This is a genomic window from Streptomyces sp. SolWspMP-5a-2 (genome assembly GCF_900091845.1).
GTDB lineage: Bacteria > Actinomycetota > Actinomycetes > Streptomycetales > Streptomycetaceae > Streptomyces > Streptomyces doudnae.
The window spans coordinates 1-16,104 of record NZ_FMCI01000354.1; the positions used below are offsets into that span (position 1 = coordinate 1).

The window sequence follows — 16,104 nt, forward strand, 5'->3', positions numbered from 1 at the left end:
ACAACACCCCGCCGCCCCCCACCGGCGAGCACCACACCCCGCCTCCCACCGGCGGGCGTACCCACACGCCTCCGGCCGAAGCGGTGCGGTACACGCCCCCCGTCGCCCAGGGGCCCGAGCTGGCGCACACCGGGAGCGGCGGGATGTTCGCCGCCGGGGGCGCCAGCGCCGCGCTGATCGGCGCGGGCGCGCTGCTGTACCGACGGGGCCGCACCGGCGCCCAGCGGTAGCGCGCGGTACGCGGACACCGGGTGCCGGACGGCGGTTCGTCCGGCACCCGTGGCATGTCGTCGCCGTCCCGCAGGACCGTCAGCGGCCCGCGGGCGCCGCCGTCCGTTCGCGCGACGACGGCGCCGGGACCGCGGCGCCCTGCCCGGTGGCCCGCAGATGACGGCGCACGCCCCGCACCAGCGACCCGGCCGTGTACGTCGCGCCGTGCACGAAGCGCATCGCGGGGCCGTAGCCCGACGCCGTGACCAGCCCGGCCAGGAACAGGCCGGGCTGCGAGGACTCGAAGTCCCGGCCGACCGCGGGGGAGCCGTCGGCGACCGCGGCCAGCCCGGTGCGCAGCTCGTCGCAGAGCAGGGAGAGGCGTTCGCGGCGGGCGGTGAACCCGGTGGCGGCGATGACGTGCCCGGTGTCCAGGACGCGCGAGGTGCCCGCGGCCCGGTCCCGCACGTCGAGGCGCACCCCGCCCGGGACCGCCCGCGCCGCCGTCACCTCGTGGCCGAGCAGCACCTCGACGGCCGGTTCCACCCGGTCGCGCACCCACCAGGCGCCCGCCGGTCCGAGCGCCGTCCCGGCGACGCGGGCCCGGGTCGTCTCGGGGAGCAGCCGGTACAGGCCGGGCCGCTCGGAGTAGAACCAGTTCCGCCAGCCGCAGCCGAGGCCGCTGTGCGGGGAGCGGGCCGACCGCCACCAGGGGCGGACCCAGGGCGGCGGCACGTCGTTCCAGGAGAGCGCGTCCGCGCGGGCCAGCACGCGCACCCGGGTGCCCTGTTCGGCGAGGAGCGCCGCGGTCTCCAGGGCCGCCTGCCCGCCGCCGACGACGGTGACGTCGCCGTCCCGGAAGCGGTCCAGGTCGCTGTGGTGGCTGCTGTGCGAGACGAGGGCGGGGCCGAGGCCGCGCAGCGCCGGGGGGATCTCGACGAACGGCATGACGCCCACCGCGAGGGCCACCGCGCGGGCCCGCAGCACCCGGCCGTCGTCGGTGAGCGCCTCGAAGCCGCCGGGGACCGGTGCCACCCGGGTCACCATGCGCTCGTCGATCTCCGGGACGGCGTTGCGGGCGAACCAGAGGCCGTACTCGGCGAAGGTCTCCACCGGGATCGGGTGGCCGTGCCGGGCCTCGGTGCCGCGTCCGGCGCAGTAGGCGGCGAGGCTCAGGCGCCCGCCGGGGTCGGAGAGGTTGGAGGCCCAGGGCTCCGACTTCAGGAACATGCCGCGCGGCATGTGGTCGCGCCAGGACGCCATGGGCCGTCCGAGGACGCGCACGTCGAGCCCGGCGGTCACGGCGTGGGACGCGATGGACAGGCCGTAGGGACCGGCACCCACCACCAGCAGGTCGTACATCAGCAACTGCTCGCTCTCTCGTCGTCGGACAGGTCGGAGGGGAAGGGGACGGGGGCGGGCACCGCGGGGCCCGGCCCGGTGGGGCGGGGCGCGGCCGGGGCCGCGGGGCCGAGGCGGGTCCACAGGCGGCGGGCGGCGTGCCGGGTCCACAGGCGGCGCAGGGCCTGGCCGGGTCCCCGGTCGTCGTCGGCGTGCCAGGCGAGTTCGCGGCTGCCCGCGGCGGGGCGCAGGGCGGCGAGCGGGGCGTAGTTCTCCACCACGAACTCCCGGCCCGCCAGCGCTCTCCCGGCGGGCAGCGGACGGTGGGTCAGGTCCAGGTGCAGCGCGCGGACGACGTCGAGCCCCGCGGAGTCGGCGAACAGCCGGAACTGGGCGCCGGGACGCGGGTTGAAGTCCAGCAGGTGGTGGCGTCCGGAGGGGCCGCGCCGGAAGTCGAGGTCGAGGATGCCCCGGTAGCCGAGTTCGGCGACGAGGCGTTCGGCGAGCGCGGCGACCCGCGGGTTGGGGGTCCAGCGGCCGACGGCGGTGAGGCCCGCGCCGCGCGGCCAGGCCAGCAGTTTGACGCCGGTGCCGCCGCCGCGCAGAACCCCGGCGCGGTCGGCGTAGCCGTGGAAGAACCAGTCGCTCTCCGGGCCCGGCGGCAGGAACGCCTGGAGCAGCAGCCGGGAACCGGCTTCGCCGGAGCGGTGGAACAGCTCGCGTGCCTCCCGGGCGGAGTGGACCACCATGGTGCTGCGCAGTCCGGTGCCGGCCGGCAGCAGCCAGGGTCTGCTCCACTTGGCGACCAGCGGCAGCCCGAGCCGCCAGGCGGCGGTGGCGGCCTCGGCGGGGCTCTCCGGGACGATCGTCGAGGGGTGGGGGACGTCCAGGTCGGCGCACAGGTCGGCGAGTTCGGCCTTGTCGGCGACGCGGGCGGGCACCCGGTCGGGCGTCTCGGGCAGCAGGTAGGCCGGGGCGAGCGCGTCCCGGCGGGCGCCGACGGCGAGGGCGCTCGCGTCGTCCATGGGGATCAGGACGGCGGGCCTGGCGACCCGGGCGGCGACCCGGCGCAGCGCGAGGACGATCTCGTCGGCGCGGGCGCCGGGCGGTGGCGGCGGGTGGGACTGCGTCACGAACCGGGACGCGGAGACGGGACTGTTTCCGGATTCGGCGACCACATGCACGTCCACGCCCGCCCGGCCGAGCGAGCGCACGGCACCGAGGGTGCCGTGGTGAAAGGGATTCCGGTCGATCCGCAGCAGAACGGCGGGGACCCGGATGTCGAACAGGGACACGCGAATTGATCCTTCGAGTCGATCGGGTGGTTCCGGTCGTTTCACTCGTGCGGGCGATCCGGCCACTCGAAAGCCCCAAGCACGGTGGCGGAATTCATACTGATATGACTGAGTGTCAGTTATTCCGGAGAATTCGACAGCCGGAGAGAGCGGTGAGAGGAGCAGGCATGACCCCACAGCAGCGGCGTTCCCGGCCCTGGCGGCCGGCCGTGGTCGCGGCGACGGTCGTCGTGACGGCCGCGCTGGCCGCGGGACCCGGGTTCGCGGAGGGTCCGGGGGCGGTGCGGGCCGCCGACCCTCCCGCTCCGCGCCCGGCGACCGCGAGCAGCACCCCGGCCGCCACACCGTCCCCGGCCGTCACCCCGACGCCGTCCCCGACGCCGTCCCCGACCGGCCCGGGGACGGGCACGCCCGCGAAGTCCGGGCCGCCCTTCGGCGCCTACCTCGACTACGGGGCGCGCGGGGTGGCCCGCATCGCGGAGCTGAGCCAGTGGCTGGGCGGCGCCGACCTGCGCGTCGGCCACACCTATCTGCCCGGCGACCGCTGGACCAACATCGAGGGCGCGCACGGCTTCCTCGACGTGTGGGCGGACTGGCGGGCCGAGAAGGACGACCGGATGCTCGTCCTGAACGTGCCGATGCTGGAGCGCAACGAGGCCGGGGTCTCCGACTCCGGGGTGCGGACCCTGCTGCGCCAGGGCGCGGCCGGGGCGTTCGATCACCACTTCAAGACCCTCGCCCGGCGCCTGGTGGAGCTGAAGGCGCCGGACACGGTGATCGTGCTCGGCTGGGAGATGAACGGCATCACGTACACCTCTCGCTGCGGACCCGACCCGGAGGCCTGGAAGAAGTACTGGAACAGGATCGTCACCACCATGCGTTCCGTGCCGGGCCAGAAATTCCGGTTCGATTTCGCGCCGACCCGCGGCCGGGACGCCATTCCGTGGACGCAGTGTTATCCCGGGGACGACACCGTCGACATCCTCGGCATGGATTCCTACGACCAGCCCTCGGGTCTGACCTTCGACCAGCAGGTGAAAGAACCCTACGGACTTCAGGAACACGTGGACTTCGCCGCGTCCCACGGCAAGCCCATTTCCTATCCCGAATGGGGTCTTTTCCGCAATGGTGACAACGCCGAGTACATGCGGCGGATGCTCGCCTGGATGGACGAACACCACCCGCTGTACAACACGCTGACCGACTACTGCCCGCACGGGGTCTGGCAGTGCCGTCAGAACCCGAAGGCGTCCGAGGTCTACCGGTCGGTCCTGTCCGGACGCACCGCCGAACCGGCCCCGGCGACGCCCGAGCCGTCCAAGTCCGCCACCGCGGAGCCGACCCGGCCCGCCCCGTCCCCCGTCGAGGTGCGGCCCACCGAGTGCGCGCCGGTGGAGCTGGGCGGCTGGGTCGAGCACTGGCTCGGCGGGAAGCTCTGCCTGCGCTTCGACTGGTGGTCGCGCGACCGCTGACCCGGGCGGGGCGGCGGGCAGGTCAGGGCCCGCCGCCACCGCGCTCCCTCCACACCCGCACCAGCTCCTTGCCCCGTCTGCGGGCGGCGACGTCCCCGACGGCCGCCGTCAGCAGCGGGGCGGTGCGCCTGCGCGCCAGCAGCAGCCGCTGGTTGACGACCGGGTCGGGCCGCCAGTGGTGCTTGTAGGGCTCGTTGCCGCGCAGCAGGCTCAGCGCGCCGCGCGTCCCGCCTCCGGTGTGCGCGGCGCACGCGTCGAGCAGCATCACCGCCACGTCGGCCTTGCGCTCCCGCAGCCGCGGATGGGCCCCGTACAGGTAGCCGCCCGCCAGCCGCCGCGACAGCAGCGTCAGATCGACGGCGACGACGTCGTCGTCCAGCCGGAACTCGGTGACGACGGCGTCCCCCGAGCGGACCATCGGGCCGACCGAGCGGACCAGGTGGTCGCAGAACCGGGGCCGCAGGTGCTCGCTGGTCACCTTCCGGTCCTGCCACTGGAGCCGGTGCAGCTCCAGCATCCGGCGCAGCGCCCGGTCCACCTCGTCCGGGCGGACCACGTGCCGTTCGACGCCGAGCGCGGTCAGTTTGCGCAGCTTGGCGCGGACCCGCTGGGCCTTGGCCGTCGGCAGCCGGGCGAGGAGTTCGTCCATCGGGACGGCGGGCAGTTCCAGGCAGAGCGAGTCGCCGACCCGGCGGCGCGGGCCGCGCCAGCGCTCGTAGACCCGCTCGGCCGCGCCGCCCGGCCGCACCTCGCGGAAGTCGACCAGGGCGGTGCGGGCGGCGGCGGCCAGCCCCGCGGTGAGCGCGTCGACGGCCGCTTCGCCGCGTCCGTCGTCGAGCAGCACGTCCCCGTAGTCGGAGATGGTGCCGCCGAGCGGGACCAGCGAGGGCACCGGGCTGCGCACCCTCATCAGGGGCGCGGCGGCGGCGAGTTCACCGCCGTCGCGCACCAGCAGGACGCGCAGGCGGCCGCGCCTGCCGTACGACAGCCACCACGAGTGCAGCCAGGCGTGGCTCTGGAACGGGGTCGCCGTGCCGCAACGGGCGTACAGCCGCGCCCAGTCAGGGGCGAGCGCGGCGAAGTCGGCTTCGTCGGTGATGAGTTCGGTCGTGTACGTCACAGCTGGCCGTGGGCTTCCGCGGCGAGCGCCGGGCCGGGGACCGAGGCGGCCCGGCCGGGCTCGGGCCGCCTGCGGCGCGGCCGCACCAGCAGCAGGAGTCCGCCGAGCAGCCCGCCCGCGCTGGCCCCGACCAGTCCGGTCACCCCGGCGGAGGCCGACGACGGCCCGGCGGGTTCGGTGGCGCGGGCGAACTGCTGGAGCTCGACGTGGGTGGCGCTCTGCACGTCGGCCGCGTGCCGGGTCAGGGCGCGGGTGACCGCGTTGGCCATGTCGGCGGCCAGGTCGGGCCGGGAGGAGGTGGCGGTGACGGCGATCATCGGCGCGTCGGGCGACGTCGCCGCCTGCACGCTGTCGCGGAGGGTGGCGACCGGGACGCCCGCCCAGACCTGCGCGTCGCCGAGCACCGCGAGCTGGGTGGCGACGCGCCCGTAGGCCTGCGCGAAGCCCAGCGCGGAGGCCGGGTCGGACTTCGCGGTCGGCACGGCGACGACGTACCCGGTCGCCGTGTACACGGGTGTCCTGACGGCGCCGTAGCCGCCGCCGACCAGTGCTCCGGCCAGCGCTCCGGCCGCGACCAGCGACCAGGCGGGCAGCGTGGCGGCACGCCGCAGGGCGGCCGGACGGCGCGGTGGGGTGGGGTTGTCGTTCATCGGGGGCTGGCTCCCTGGAGAGGATCAGAGGTGCGGGACACGGGGGGACGGACCGCAGCCGCGTAGACGTCCATGAGCTGGGCGGCGCTGCGGGTGATGCTGTAGTGGTGGGCGGCGTCGGGGGCGGTGCGCCCGGCCGGGCCCGCCCGCCGGGAAGCCGCGAGGGCGTCGGCGAACGCGGCGGGACCGCCGGTCACCCGCCGGGCACCGGCCGCGGCCCGCGGCGGCAGGTCCTCGATCGCCGGGCAGGACGCGTAGAGCACCGGCAGCCCGGACGCCAGCGCCTCGACGACGGCGAGCCCGAAGGCCTCCTCGGGGGACGGCGACGCCAGCAGGTCCATCGCCGAGGTCAGCGACGGCAGATCGGGCCCGGGGCCGCCGTCGCACAGGTAGGGCCGCTCGCCGGTGAACAGGACCCGGTCGGCGACGCCCGCCTCGTGCGCGACCCGGCGCAGCACGTTCTCCTCGGGACCGCCGCCCACCAGCAGCAGCCAGACGTCCGGCGGCAGCAGGGCGAGCGCGCGGATGACGACGTCGAACCGCTTGCCCGGCGCGAGCCGTCCGATCCCGCCGACCACGAACGCGCCCTCCGGCAGCCCGAGCCGCTGCCGGGTGCGGTGGCGGCGGACCGGGTCGAAGCGGAAGCCGGTCAGGTCGATGCCGTTGGGCACGACCTCGATCCGCGGTCCCGGCACGCCCCAGCGCCTGAGCCGGTCGGCGACGGTGGGGGAGACGGCGACCGTCGAGCGGCCGAGGCGTTCGCTGCCCAGGTACAGGGCCCGCACCCCCCGGCTGAGCCTGCGGCCCTCCATCTGCGAGTCGCCCAGGGAGTGTTCGGTGGCGACGATCGCCCGCACCCCCGCGAGCCGCGCCGCGATCCGTCCGTAGACGCAGGCCCGGTAGAGGTGGGTGTGGACGAGGTCGTACCCGCCGGCCCTGATCAGCCGCGCCAGCCGGGGCAGCGCGGCCAGGTCGCGGTTGCCCGCCATGCCGAGGTGCGTCACCCGCACCCCGTCCGCGGTCAGCCCGTCGGCGACCGCCCCCGGGTTGGTGAGGGTGACGACGTCGCAGTCGACCGGCAAGTGCCGTAGCAGCAGCCTCAGTTGCTGCTCGGCGCCGCCGACCCCGAGGCCGGTGATGACGTGCAGCGCCTTCACCGCAACCCCTCGACCGGCCGTCGGCGCAGCCGGTGCAGCCGGTGCTTGAGGTAGAGCCGGACGGCGGTGTCGTTCTGCCCGATGTGCACGCGCGGGAGTGCGAAGAATCCATTTAGCTGACCGGGGTCGATCGCACAGGCCCAGCCGTAACCGGCCTCCCGCACGGCGTCGGCCGCCCGCCGGTCGACCGTGCCGTACGGGTAGCAGAAGCCCTCGACCGGCGTGTCCGTCAACTCCTGGAGCAGGGCCCGGCTCTCGGTGACCTCGGCGGCCAGGGTGGCGTCGTCGGCGCGGGTCAGGTCGACGTGGGTGAGGCCGTGCGAGCCGATCTCGATGCCCGCCGCGGCGGCGGCCCGGATGCCGCGCGCGGTCAGCAGCGGCTTGCGCGGGCCCTGCGGGTCCCAGGCGTTGTCGCCGCCGAGCCGGCCGGGCAGCACGAACAGGGTGGCGCCGCATCCCCAGCGCCGCAGGGCCGGGAGGGCGTTGTCGACGAAGTCGGCGTACCCGTCGTCGAAGGTGAGCCCCACCAGGTGGCGGCCCTCGCCCCGGGCGCGGGCGGCGAGCAGGTCGCGCACGGAGACGCCCCGCAGCCCGTGCCCGCGCAGCCAGCGCAGCTGTGCGTGCAGCCGCTCCGGGGTGACCGTGATGCGGTAGGGGTCGTCGGAGCAGTCGCCGACGGAGTGGTACATCGCCACCCACGGGGCCGGGCCCGGGGCGGTGGGTCTGCCGGTGGTCGCGGGTGCGGCGGTGTCAACGGATGCGGGCATACGTGAGCCTCCGGATCACGGAACGTACGGAACGGAGCGCGGGCGCGAAGCCCTGGGCGCCCAGAGCCCAGCCGAGCAGGACGAAGACGGCGGCCACGGTGACGCAGCCGACGGCCAGGCCGAGCACGGCGGGACCGATGTGGTGCGCGGCGAACGCGCCGGCCGCCGTCGCGCCGACGGCGGCTTGCACCGGCTTGCCCAGCTCCACCAGCACCCGGCGGGTGCGGATCGGGACGCTGCGCGGTCCGGTGCCGGCCAGCAGCAGGGCGGCCGTGGTGGTGATGCCCGCGGCGTTGGCGAGCGCGATGCCGCAGACGCCCCAGGGGCCGACGGCCCACGCCCCGACGCAGGTCGTCACGAGGATGCCGCCCGCCATCGCGGCGACCGGGTACCAGGAGGGGCGGCCCGCCGAGAAGTACGAGCGCACCAGCACGCCGACCAGGGTCTGGCCCAGCAGCCCGAGCGCGTACACCCGCATCACGGACGCCGTCGCCGCCGTGTCCCACGTGGTGAACGCGCCGCGCTGGAAGAGGAGTTCGATGATCTGCGGGGCGCAGGCGATCACCGTGGCGGCCCCCAGCAGCACCACGCACGCGGCCAGCGCCAGGTCCCGTTCCACTCGTTCCCTGGCCCGCTCGACATCGCCGTCGGCGAGCGCTCGCGCGACCACCGGGAAGGTGACCGTGCACAGCATCATCGACAGTGTCATCGGGATCTGCGCCACCTTCTGCGCGTAGTTGAGGTGGGAGATGGCGCCCGAGTGCAGGCTGGAGCCGAGGAACCGCTCGATGAGGACCTGGGACTGGCGGGCCAGCGCGAACAGCAGCACCGTCGCCATCAGCGCCACGTCCAGCCGCCGCGACGGAGCCGCCGCCACCGCGATCTCCCGGGCCTGCGGTTCGTGGGCGCGCAACTGGCGCAGCAGCACCGGCAGTTGCACCAGGACCATGAGGCAGCCGCCGAACGCGACGCCCACCGCGGCCGACCGCACGCCCCACTGCCCGCCGAGCAGGTACATCCCCGAGATGATGCCGACGTTGTAGGCCACGTAGATCGCGGCCGGGGCCAGGAAGCGGCGGTGGGCGCGGAGCGCGGCGCTCGCGTACCCGGCCAGCCCGAAGCTCAGCACACAGGTCGCCGTCAGCCGGGTGCAGTCCACCGCGAGCCCCGGGTCGGGCAGGCCGGGCGCGAGGGCCTGGACCAGGTACGGCGCGGTCGCGGCGAGCAGGGCGCCCGCAGCGGCGAACGCCAGCGACAGCCGGGGCAGGGTGCTGGCGACCAGCGCGCGCACCGGATCGCCCGGCGCCCCCTGCGCCCTCCGCGCCAGCGCCATGCTGAAGGCGGGGATCAGCGCGAACGCCAGCCCGTCCTCGATCAGCAGCGTCGCCGCGAACTCCGGGACCGTCCAGGCCACCAGGAACGCGTCGGTCTCGCTGCCCGCCCCGAACAGCCGGGCCAGCGCCTGGTCCCGCACCAGCCCGAGCAGTGCCCCCGCGATCGAGAGCGCCGCGGTGACCAGCGCCGCCTTGGCGAGGAACCCGCCGGAGACGGGGGCGTCGACGCCGGGCTCCGGCGCCACGGGCGACGGGTGCGCCTCGGGCGTCCTGGCGGCGGGGAGGGGGAGAGCGGTGGGGCCCGCGGGGCTGACGGGGGCGGCGGCCGCGGTCCCGGTGGCGGCGTCGGGCGTCCCGGGGCCGTCGGCCGACTGCGGCCCGCCCGCCGGGTCGTCCGCGCCGAACCCGACGGTCCCGCTCGTCCCGGTGCCTCCAGGGGTCCCGCCGCCGGTGCCTCCTGTGGTCCCGGTGCCGCTCTCCGGACGTGACGGCGCCCCGGGCTCCCGCGCGGGCGTCGCGGGATCCGGGGGCGTCCCCGGGGGCCGGGGAGCGGGCGAGGGGGTCAGGTTCACCGGGCCGCCGCCTGTTCGGGCAGCGGGCGGGTGACCGGGGCCTGGGCGTCGGCGCGGGGGAGGTCGGCACCGGCCAGCGCCCACCACGCCACCAGGCCGAAGCAGACCGCCGTCAGCACCGTCGACGGGCCGCCGATGTCGGCGTACACGAAGTCGATCAGCTGCCAGATCAGCAGCCCCGAGCCGATCAGCGCGCAGTCGAGGCCGGTGCCCGTGCGGTGCGCCCGGCCCAGGCCGCGCAGCGCGCACACCAGCAGCGCCAGCCAGCCGCCCGCCAGCGCGAGCAGACCGACCAGCCCTTGCTCGGCGAGGACCAGCAGGTACATGTTGTGCGGGGACAGCAGCGCCTGGCGCCGGAAGGCCGCGCCCGCGCCGTCGGTGTCGCTGCCCGCGGAGAGCGCGAGCGAGGCGTGGCCGTCGCGGTACTCCGGGAAGTCCTTCAACCCGACGCCGGTGAGCGGGTGTTCGCGCCAGATCCCGACGGCCGCCGCCCACAGCGAGTACCGGTCGACGACCGACTGGTCCGGGGCGTCGGTGACTTGGGTGATGCTGTCGATGCGGTCCTGGAGCATCGCGGTGCCGACCCCGAGGCCGCCGATCAGGACCACGCCGACGGCGGCCACCGCGACGCCGATCCGCAGGGCCCGTCGCACTCCGGCCAGGGCGAGTTGGAGCGTGCAGGCGGTCGCCGTCGCGATCCAGGCACCCCGGCTGAAGGACAGCGCGAGGGGCGCCAGCAGGGCCACCGCGCAACCGGCCGCGAGGACCCGGCGCCGCGCGGGACCGTGCCCGAGCGCCAGGCCGAGCGCACAGACCAGGCCGAACGAGACGACCGTGGCCATCCCCATCACGTCCTGCGGCCCGAAGGTGCCGACGGCGCGGATCTCCTCGCCCTGGTAGGAGGCGCCGGTCCCGGTGAGGTACTGGTGCACGCCGACCGCGCCCTGCCAGCCCGCCAGCGCGACGAACGACCAGGCCAGCACGCGGAAGTCGGCCCGGTCCCTGACCAGCAGCAGCACGGCGGCCGGGACCAGCACGAAGATCTGGAGGTAGCGGCCGAGGCCGCTGATCCCGGCGCCCGCCGAGGAGGACCCGACGGCGGCCACCGCGAGCCCGACCACGGGCAGCCCCAGCACCACGGCCGCCGTCGGGGTCAACGCCCTTCTGCGGGACCGGATCTGGCGGATCGCGCAGTACAGCACCAGCAGCGCGGAGGCCGCGTCGGCGGGGCCCGCGCCGCCGTCACCGCCCTGTGCGACCGGCAGCGTCAGCAGCGCGACCACCGCGACGACCGGCAGCACCGGGGTGAAGGCCCGTGCGCGGGGCAGGGCCAGGGGCAGGGCGTGGCTCACGGCTCAGCTTCCCGTCGGCCGCACGAGGGCGGCGGCGGTGCGCAGCAGGATGCAGATGTCCTGCCACAGCGACCAGTTGTCGATGTAGGCGTTGTCGAAGCGGGCCCGGTCCTCGATCGAGGTGTCCCCGCGCAACCCGTTGACCTGGGCCAGCCCGGTGATGCCGGTGCGCATCCGGTGACGGGCCGCGTAGCCGGGGTAGGTCTGGCTGAACTGGGCGACGAAGAAGGGGCGTTCGGGGCGCGGGCCGACCAGGCTCATGTCGCCTCGCAGGACGTTCCACAGCTGGAGCAGCTCGTCGAGCGAGGTGCGCCGCAGGAAGCGGCAGAACCACGGCATGCGCGGTTCGTCGGCGACGCTCCAGCGGGTGGCGGCCTCGTGCTCGTCGGCCGGACGGTGGGTGCGGAACTTCAGCAGCGTGAAGGGCCTGCCGTCGCGGCCGACGCGCTCCTGCCGGAAGACCACGCCCCGTCCGACGACCAGCCGCAGCGCCGCAGCGCAGCCCAGCAGCAACGGGCTGACCAGCAGCAGGAGAAGGCCCGACACCAGCATGTCCAGGGCCCGCTTGCCGACGCTGCCCCGGCGCCGTCCGGCGCCCAGGTCGAGGCGGCGGCAGGAGAACCCGGCGAGCTGGTCGCGCCCCGCGTACGAGGGCGTGTCGGCGTCGACCTCCCACACCGCGCAGCCCGACTCGGCCAGCGCCCGCAGCAGCGGCCCCTGCTGGGTACGCACCGAGGGGTGCACGGCGAGGACGTCCCGCACCCCGTTCTGGATGAGCGCGCGCTGCACCTCCTCGCCGGTCGTCAGCACCGGCAACCCCTCGCCGCTCGACGGGAGTTCGGCCACCACGCCGACGGGGCGCACCCCGTGCCGCGGGTGGCGCAGGACGGCCGCCGCGACGCGCTGCGCGGTGGCGGCCGGGCCGATGACGAGGGCGGCCCTGGGGCGGTTGAGGAGCGCGGTCCTGCGCCGCCAGTGGGCCAGGCCGCGCCCCGCGCAGCAGACGGCCGCCTGGAGCAGGAAGCCGAGCAGCAGGGTGCGGAAGGACAGCGCGAACCGAGGTGACCAGGCGGCGAGGAAGGCCGCGAGCACCGTCCAGGCGAGGGCGGTCCGGCCGCAGACGAGGGGGAGTTCGTCCAGGACGCCGGGTGCCGGGCGCGGCCGGTGCGCGCGGGTCAGCATCGACGCGGCCACCAACAGGGCCGTCAGCAGCGGCTGGTGGGCCGCCTCGGCGAAGACCGCGGCGCCGGTCAGGGCACCGGCCAGGTCGGCGGCGAGCAGCGGGACGGGTGAGGCGGGCCGGGTGCGCGGGCGCCGGGCGGGGAAGCGGAACCCGGCGGTGAGGCCGCGCGGCGGCAGGACCGCGGCGGGCGAGAATCCGGGATCCCGTGGCTGTCCGCCGGGCGAGGGAACGGTGCTTTCCGCGGTCACGACTGGATCGACTCCCTGCTCTCGGACGGCACGGCGGGCGGGTCGCCGAGGAGTTCGCGGTACACGTCCGCCACCGCCTCGGCGGAGTGCCGCACGTCATGGGCGGACAGCACGTGGTGGCGGCCCTGGCGGCCGAGCGAGGCGCGCAGCACCGGGTCGAGGAGCAGCTCGGTGACGGCGGCGGCCAGCAGCGGCGGCCGGTCGGGGCGCACCAGGCAGCGCGACGCGAGGGCGGCCGGGAGGCTCTCCCGGGCGCCGTCCACGTCGCTGGCGACCACCGGACGCCCGCAGGCCATCGCCTCCAGGGGCGCCAGCGCCATCCCCTCCCAGCGGGACGGCAGCACCACCAGGTCGGCCGCCCGGTACCAGGGCACGGGGTCCGTGACGGACCCGGCGAAGACCACGGAGTCCGGGGCGAGGTCCGCCAGCCGGGCCCGGTCGGGGCCGTCGCCGACCAGCACCAGGCGCGCGGTGGGCACCCGCCGGGAGACGAACTGCCAGGCGTCCAGCAGGACGTCCTGGCCCTTCTGGCGGCACAGCCGTCCGACGCAGACCACCAGCGGCGCGGCCGGGTCGACACCGGGCAGCAGCTCGGCCCGCGTCGGGCCCGCGCCGTCGGGGCGGAAGCGCTCGGGGTCGACGCCGTTGCGGACCACCCGCCACCGGCCGTCGATCCCGGCGCGCACGCCGGTCGCGCGCTCCGCCTCGCTCACGCACACCACCCGTGCGGCCCAGCGCGCCCCCCACCGCTCCCAGCCGAGCGCGAGGTCCGCCGTCACGCCGCCGACGGCCTCGAAGGACCAGGCGTGCGGCTGGAAGACGGTGGGGACGCGCCCGCGCACCGCGAGCCGCCCGGCGAGACCGGCCTTGGCGCTGTGCGCGTGCACCAGATCGGGGCGCACCCGCGAGACGATCCGACCCAGACGGTGTACCTCTCGAACAAGTGTCGGCCCCGGTGAACGGGTCGCACGCCAGGGGTGTACCTCGGCCCCCAGCGACCGCAGTCCGGCGGCGAGCGGGCTCTCCGGGCAGGCGACCGCGACCCGCAGACCGGCGGCGAGCTGAGCCCGCGTCAGATCAGTCACGACACGGGCGACACCGCCGTCCACCGGCTGCGTCAGGTGCAGGACCCGCGGCCGGGGGTCGGGTGGTTCCAGGTGCATTGCGCGGTTTCCTCGCTCACGGACGGCGCTCGGGAAGGCGGGCGGGAACGCGCCTACTGCTGTGCGTCGACGGCGACGAAGAGCACACCGGTCCACGCCGCGTCCCGCCGGGAAACGAGCCGGACGGCCAGCTGGTCACCGCCGCGTTCCAGTGCGGTGCCGAGATCGAACACATCGGAGTCGTAGCCCAGCGTGTTCGCGTAGGCCGGGACCCGCTCGATGGTGGAGTCCGCGGGCTCCGAAATGGTCGAATTCAGTACGTCCGCACGGGGGTTGGCGCCGTCGCGGAGCATCGCGGCCGACCCGGGACGGGTCGTGACGGAGAGGGAGTCGCCGGTGACGCCGCGCCGCCCGGCGTAGGCGACCAGCCCGGCCCGGCCGCCCGCGCCCGGCGCGACGGGCGCGCCGTCGAGCCTGATCTCCCGCCCGGCGCCGGGGCCGAGGACGTCGAAGCCGTCCCAGAGGGCGAGGTGGCGCAGCGGCGCGGCCGGGTCCTCGTAGGCCACCACCAGCGTCCAGCCGCCCCAGGCACCGGCCGCCGAACGGCCCATCGCCGTGTTCACCTGCGCGACGGTGTACAGCCCGGGGCCGCTCCGCCGCACCAGCGGGGTGACGTCCGCCGACGCCTGGTAGGCGTCCGCGTCCGGCGCGGTCCGGTGGCCGACGACGGTGTCGGCGAGGACCTCGCGGTAGGAGCCGCCCGGCTCCGCGATCAGCACCCGCCCGTCGTCCTTGGACGGCTTCTGCTCGCCGACCCGCAGATTGCCGCCCCAGTAGAGGCGCGCGTAACTGACCCGGGCCGCGGCGGGCAACCTGACCTCCGCGCGGGAGGAGTTGTAGGTGGCGGGGTCGCGGTCGACGTCGACGTAGAACATGTCGAAGTCGGAGCTGACGGCGGAGCCACCGGCGCGGGCCGCGGGGCACTCGGGGACCGCCCCGGCGCCGGTGGCGCGGCAACTGACGGAGACGTTGGCGGCGCGCACGATCCCACCGTGCTGGAGGGCGCGGTAGCGCTCGGCGAACGGCAGCCGCGGCGCCTCCCCGACCGGCGGGGCGGAGGCGGCGGCGCTGGCGGCGGTGGACAGCGCGGTCAGGACGAGGACGCCCGCCAGGGCGCGGCGCAGCAGAGGGCCCGGGGTTGTGCGCATGACGGGCGTCACCCTTTCGGGAATTCGTGAATCCGATCGACCGGCCGTGGGGGTGTGCCGGGAGGTGCGCAACTGTAGCCGCTATCCGTACTAATACGTCGAAACCGGTCATCTGTGTCGGAATGGTGAAGGTGGGCCTGTCGGCAGATCACTCCATTGGCGGCACAACCCGGGCGGACGCCACGCGTTGACACAGCGCCGGGCAGCCGCCCGGATGTTGTGTCAACCCCCCAAGGAGCACCTCTCCATGTCGCGTATCGCGAAGGGCCTGGTCCTTACCACCGCCGCCGCCGCGGCCGTCGCCGGCGCCGCCGGCATCGCTTCCGCCGACAGTGGCGCGCAGGGCGCGGCCGTGCACTCGCCGGGTGTGCTGTCGGGCAACGTCGTCCAGGTCCCGGTCCACGTTCCGGTCAACGTCTGCGGCAACACCATCGACGTCATCGGCCTGCTGAACCCGGCCTTCGGCAACACCTGCGTCAACCACTGACGTCCGGGGACGCGCGAGCAGTCCCTCCGCCGGCCGTCCTCCCGCGTCTCCACCGCGGGAGGGCGGCCGGTCGCCGTTCCCGGGGGTTGCTCCGAACGGGAGCACCGCCGCGCACCCGGCCCCGCAAGCGCCTCACCAGGGGCGATAGCCGCGCCACGCCGCACATCTGACGACGCGTCGCGCCCGCTCGGTTGCGGACCGCGACCGGCGCTCCCACGGTGGGCTCAAGATCCGAGCCCCACCGAAGGGAACATCCATGCGTGTCCTGCCCGCACGGCGTCTCGCGTCGTCCGCCCTCTGCGCCGTCCTGCTGACCGCCGTCGCCGCGCCGACCGCCCTCGCCGCCGACGCCGACCAGGCACCGCGGCAGGGCGAGCGGTCGGCCCCCCGCGCGCCCCTGCCCGGCGCGGACGCGCTCCTCGCCCAGGTCAAGAGCCTCGGCGACGCCGGGGGCGTCCTCGCCGCCGTCGCCCCGCTGCTCGACTCGGCGCTCAAGGCCGACAAGGGCCAGCTTCCCAAGGAGCAGGCGACGCAGCTCGCCACCGCGGCCAAGGACGCCATCCAGAAGGCGTCGGCCGCGGCACCCGCGACCCCACCGCCCTCGC

General features: G+C 75.8%; 14 protein-coding genes and 1 pseudogene. 4 read left to right on the forward strand and 11 right to left on the reverse strand.

Annotated elements, in window-relative coordinates; all coding sequences use genetic code 11:
* Positions 1–230, forward strand: a 230-nt coding sequence (locus GA0115242_RS41300) for an LPXTG cell wall anchor domain-containing protein (RefSeq protein ID WP_141721879.1), incomplete at its 5' end; no start/stop codon positions are given.
* Positions 231–309: 79 nt separating this feature from the next.
* Here the strand turns inward: GA0115242_RS41300 and GA0115242_RS35170 are convergent.
* Together GA0115242_RS35170 and GA0115242_RS35175 are read right to left on the reverse strand one after the other, a co-directional pair.
* A complete protein-coding gene (locus GA0115242_RS35170; RefSeq protein ID WP_093835714.1) occupies positions 310–1,572 on the reverse strand; it encodes an NAD(P)-binding domain-containing protein in 1,263 nt (420 codons plus the stop codon).
* On the reverse strand, positions 1,572–2,846 hold the full coding sequence (locus tag GA0115242_RS35175; RefSeq protein ID WP_093835715.1) for a carboxylate--amine ligase: 1,275 nt from the start codon (positions 2,844–2,846) through the stop codon (positions 1,572–1,574). The genes GA0115242_RS35170 and GA0115242_RS35175 overlap by 1 nt, the downstream gene beginning before the upstream one ends.
* 167 nt (positions 2,847–3,013) lie before the next feature.
* Between GA0115242_RS35175 and GA0115242_RS35180 the strand changes: the two genes are divergently transcribed.
* Positions 3,014–4,318, forward strand: a complete 1,305-nt coding sequence (locus GA0115242_RS35180) for a glycoside hydrolase family 26 protein (RefSeq protein WP_093835716.1) — start codon at positions 3,014–3,016, stop codon at positions 4,316–4,318.
* Between the two features lie 22 nt (positions 4,319–4,340).
* On the opposite strand, the gene GA0115242_RS35185 is transcribed toward GA0115242_RS35180, so the two are convergent.
* Genes GA0115242_RS35185 through GA0115242_RS35225 form a run of 9 tightly spaced genes read right to left on the reverse strand, consistent with a single transcriptional unit; the run spans position 4,341 to position 15,012 of the window.
* Complete coding sequence (locus tag GA0115242_RS35185; RefSeq protein WP_093835717.1) at positions 4,341–5,438, reverse strand: GNAT family N-acetyltransferase; 1,098 nt, start codon at positions 5,436–5,438, stop codon at positions 4,341–4,343.
* The gene (locus GA0115242_RS35190) at positions 5,435–6,088 is read right to left on the reverse strand and encodes a lipopolysaccharide biosynthesis protein (RefSeq protein ID WP_093835718.1); all 654 of its coding nucleotides are present in this window, start codon (positions 6,086–6,088) and stop codon (positions 5,435–5,437) included. Before GA0115242_RS35190 ends, GA0115242_RS35185 begins: the two co-directional genes overlap by 4 nt.
* Complete coding sequence (locus tag GA0115242_RS35195; RefSeq protein WP_093835719.1) at positions 6,085–7,245, reverse strand: glycosyltransferase; 1,161 nt, start codon at positions 7,243–7,245, stop codon at positions 6,085–6,087. Before GA0115242_RS35195 ends, GA0115242_RS35190 begins: the two co-directional genes overlap by 4 nt.
* Complete coding sequence (locus GA0115242_RS35200; protein ID WP_093835720.1) at positions 7,242–8,012, reverse strand: polysaccharide deacetylase family protein; 771 nt, start codon at positions 8,010–8,012, stop codon at positions 7,242–7,244. Before GA0115242_RS35200 ends, GA0115242_RS35195 begins: the two co-directional genes overlap by 4 nt.
* Entirely contained in the window at positions 7,996–9,918 is a 1,923-nt protein-coding gene (gene murJ / locus GA0115242_RS35205; RefSeq protein WP_256089832.1) for a murein biosynthesis integral membrane protein MurJ, read from the reverse strand. Before murJ ends, GA0115242_RS35200 begins: the two co-directional genes overlap by 17 nt.
* Positions 9,915–11,270 carry an O-antigen ligase family protein gene (locus GA0115242_RS42100; RefSeq protein ID WP_093835722.1) on the reverse strand — a complete coding sequence of 452 codons (1,356 nt, stop codon included), beginning with the start codon at positions 11,268–11,270 and terminating at the stop codon, positions 9,915–9,917. Before GA0115242_RS42100 ends, murJ begins: the two co-directional genes overlap by 4 nt.
* Positions 11,271–11,273: 3 nt before the next feature.
* Entirely contained in the window at positions 11,274–12,701 is a 1,428-nt protein-coding gene (locus GA0115242_RS35215; RefSeq protein WP_093835723.1) for an exopolysaccharide biosynthesis polyprenyl glycosylphosphotransferase, read from the reverse strand.
* Positions 12,698–13,864: a glycosyltransferase gene (locus GA0115242_RS35220; RefSeq protein WP_093835724.1), complete on the reverse strand. Its 1,167-nt coding sequence runs from the start codon at positions 13,862–13,864 to the stop codon at positions 12,698–12,700. The genes GA0115242_RS35215 and GA0115242_RS35220 overlap by 4 nt, the downstream gene beginning before the upstream one ends.
* A gap of 53 nt (positions 13,865–13,917) precedes the next feature.
* Positions 13,918–15,012: a DUF3344 domain-containing protein gene (locus GA0115242_RS35225; RefSeq protein ID WP_093835726.1), complete on the reverse strand. Its 1,095-nt coding sequence runs from the start codon at positions 15,010–15,012 to the stop codon at positions 13,918–13,920.
* Positions 15,013–15,259: 247 nt separating this feature from the next.
* Here GA0115242_RS35225 and chpG point away from each other — a divergent pair, with 247 nt between their 5' ends.
* Both chpG and GA0115242_RS35235 read left to right on the forward strand, forming a co-directional pair.
* The gene (chpG, locus tag GA0115242_RS35230; protein WP_093835725.1) at positions 15,260–15,499 is read left to right on the forward strand and encodes a chaplin ChpG; all 240 of its coding nucleotides are present in this window, start codon (positions 15,260–15,262) and stop codon (positions 15,497–15,499) included.
* A 256-nt stretch (positions 15,500–15,755) separates the two neighbouring features.
* Positions 15,756–16,104, forward strand: a pseudogene (locus GA0115242_RS35235) (hypothetical protein); the annotation flags it as partial.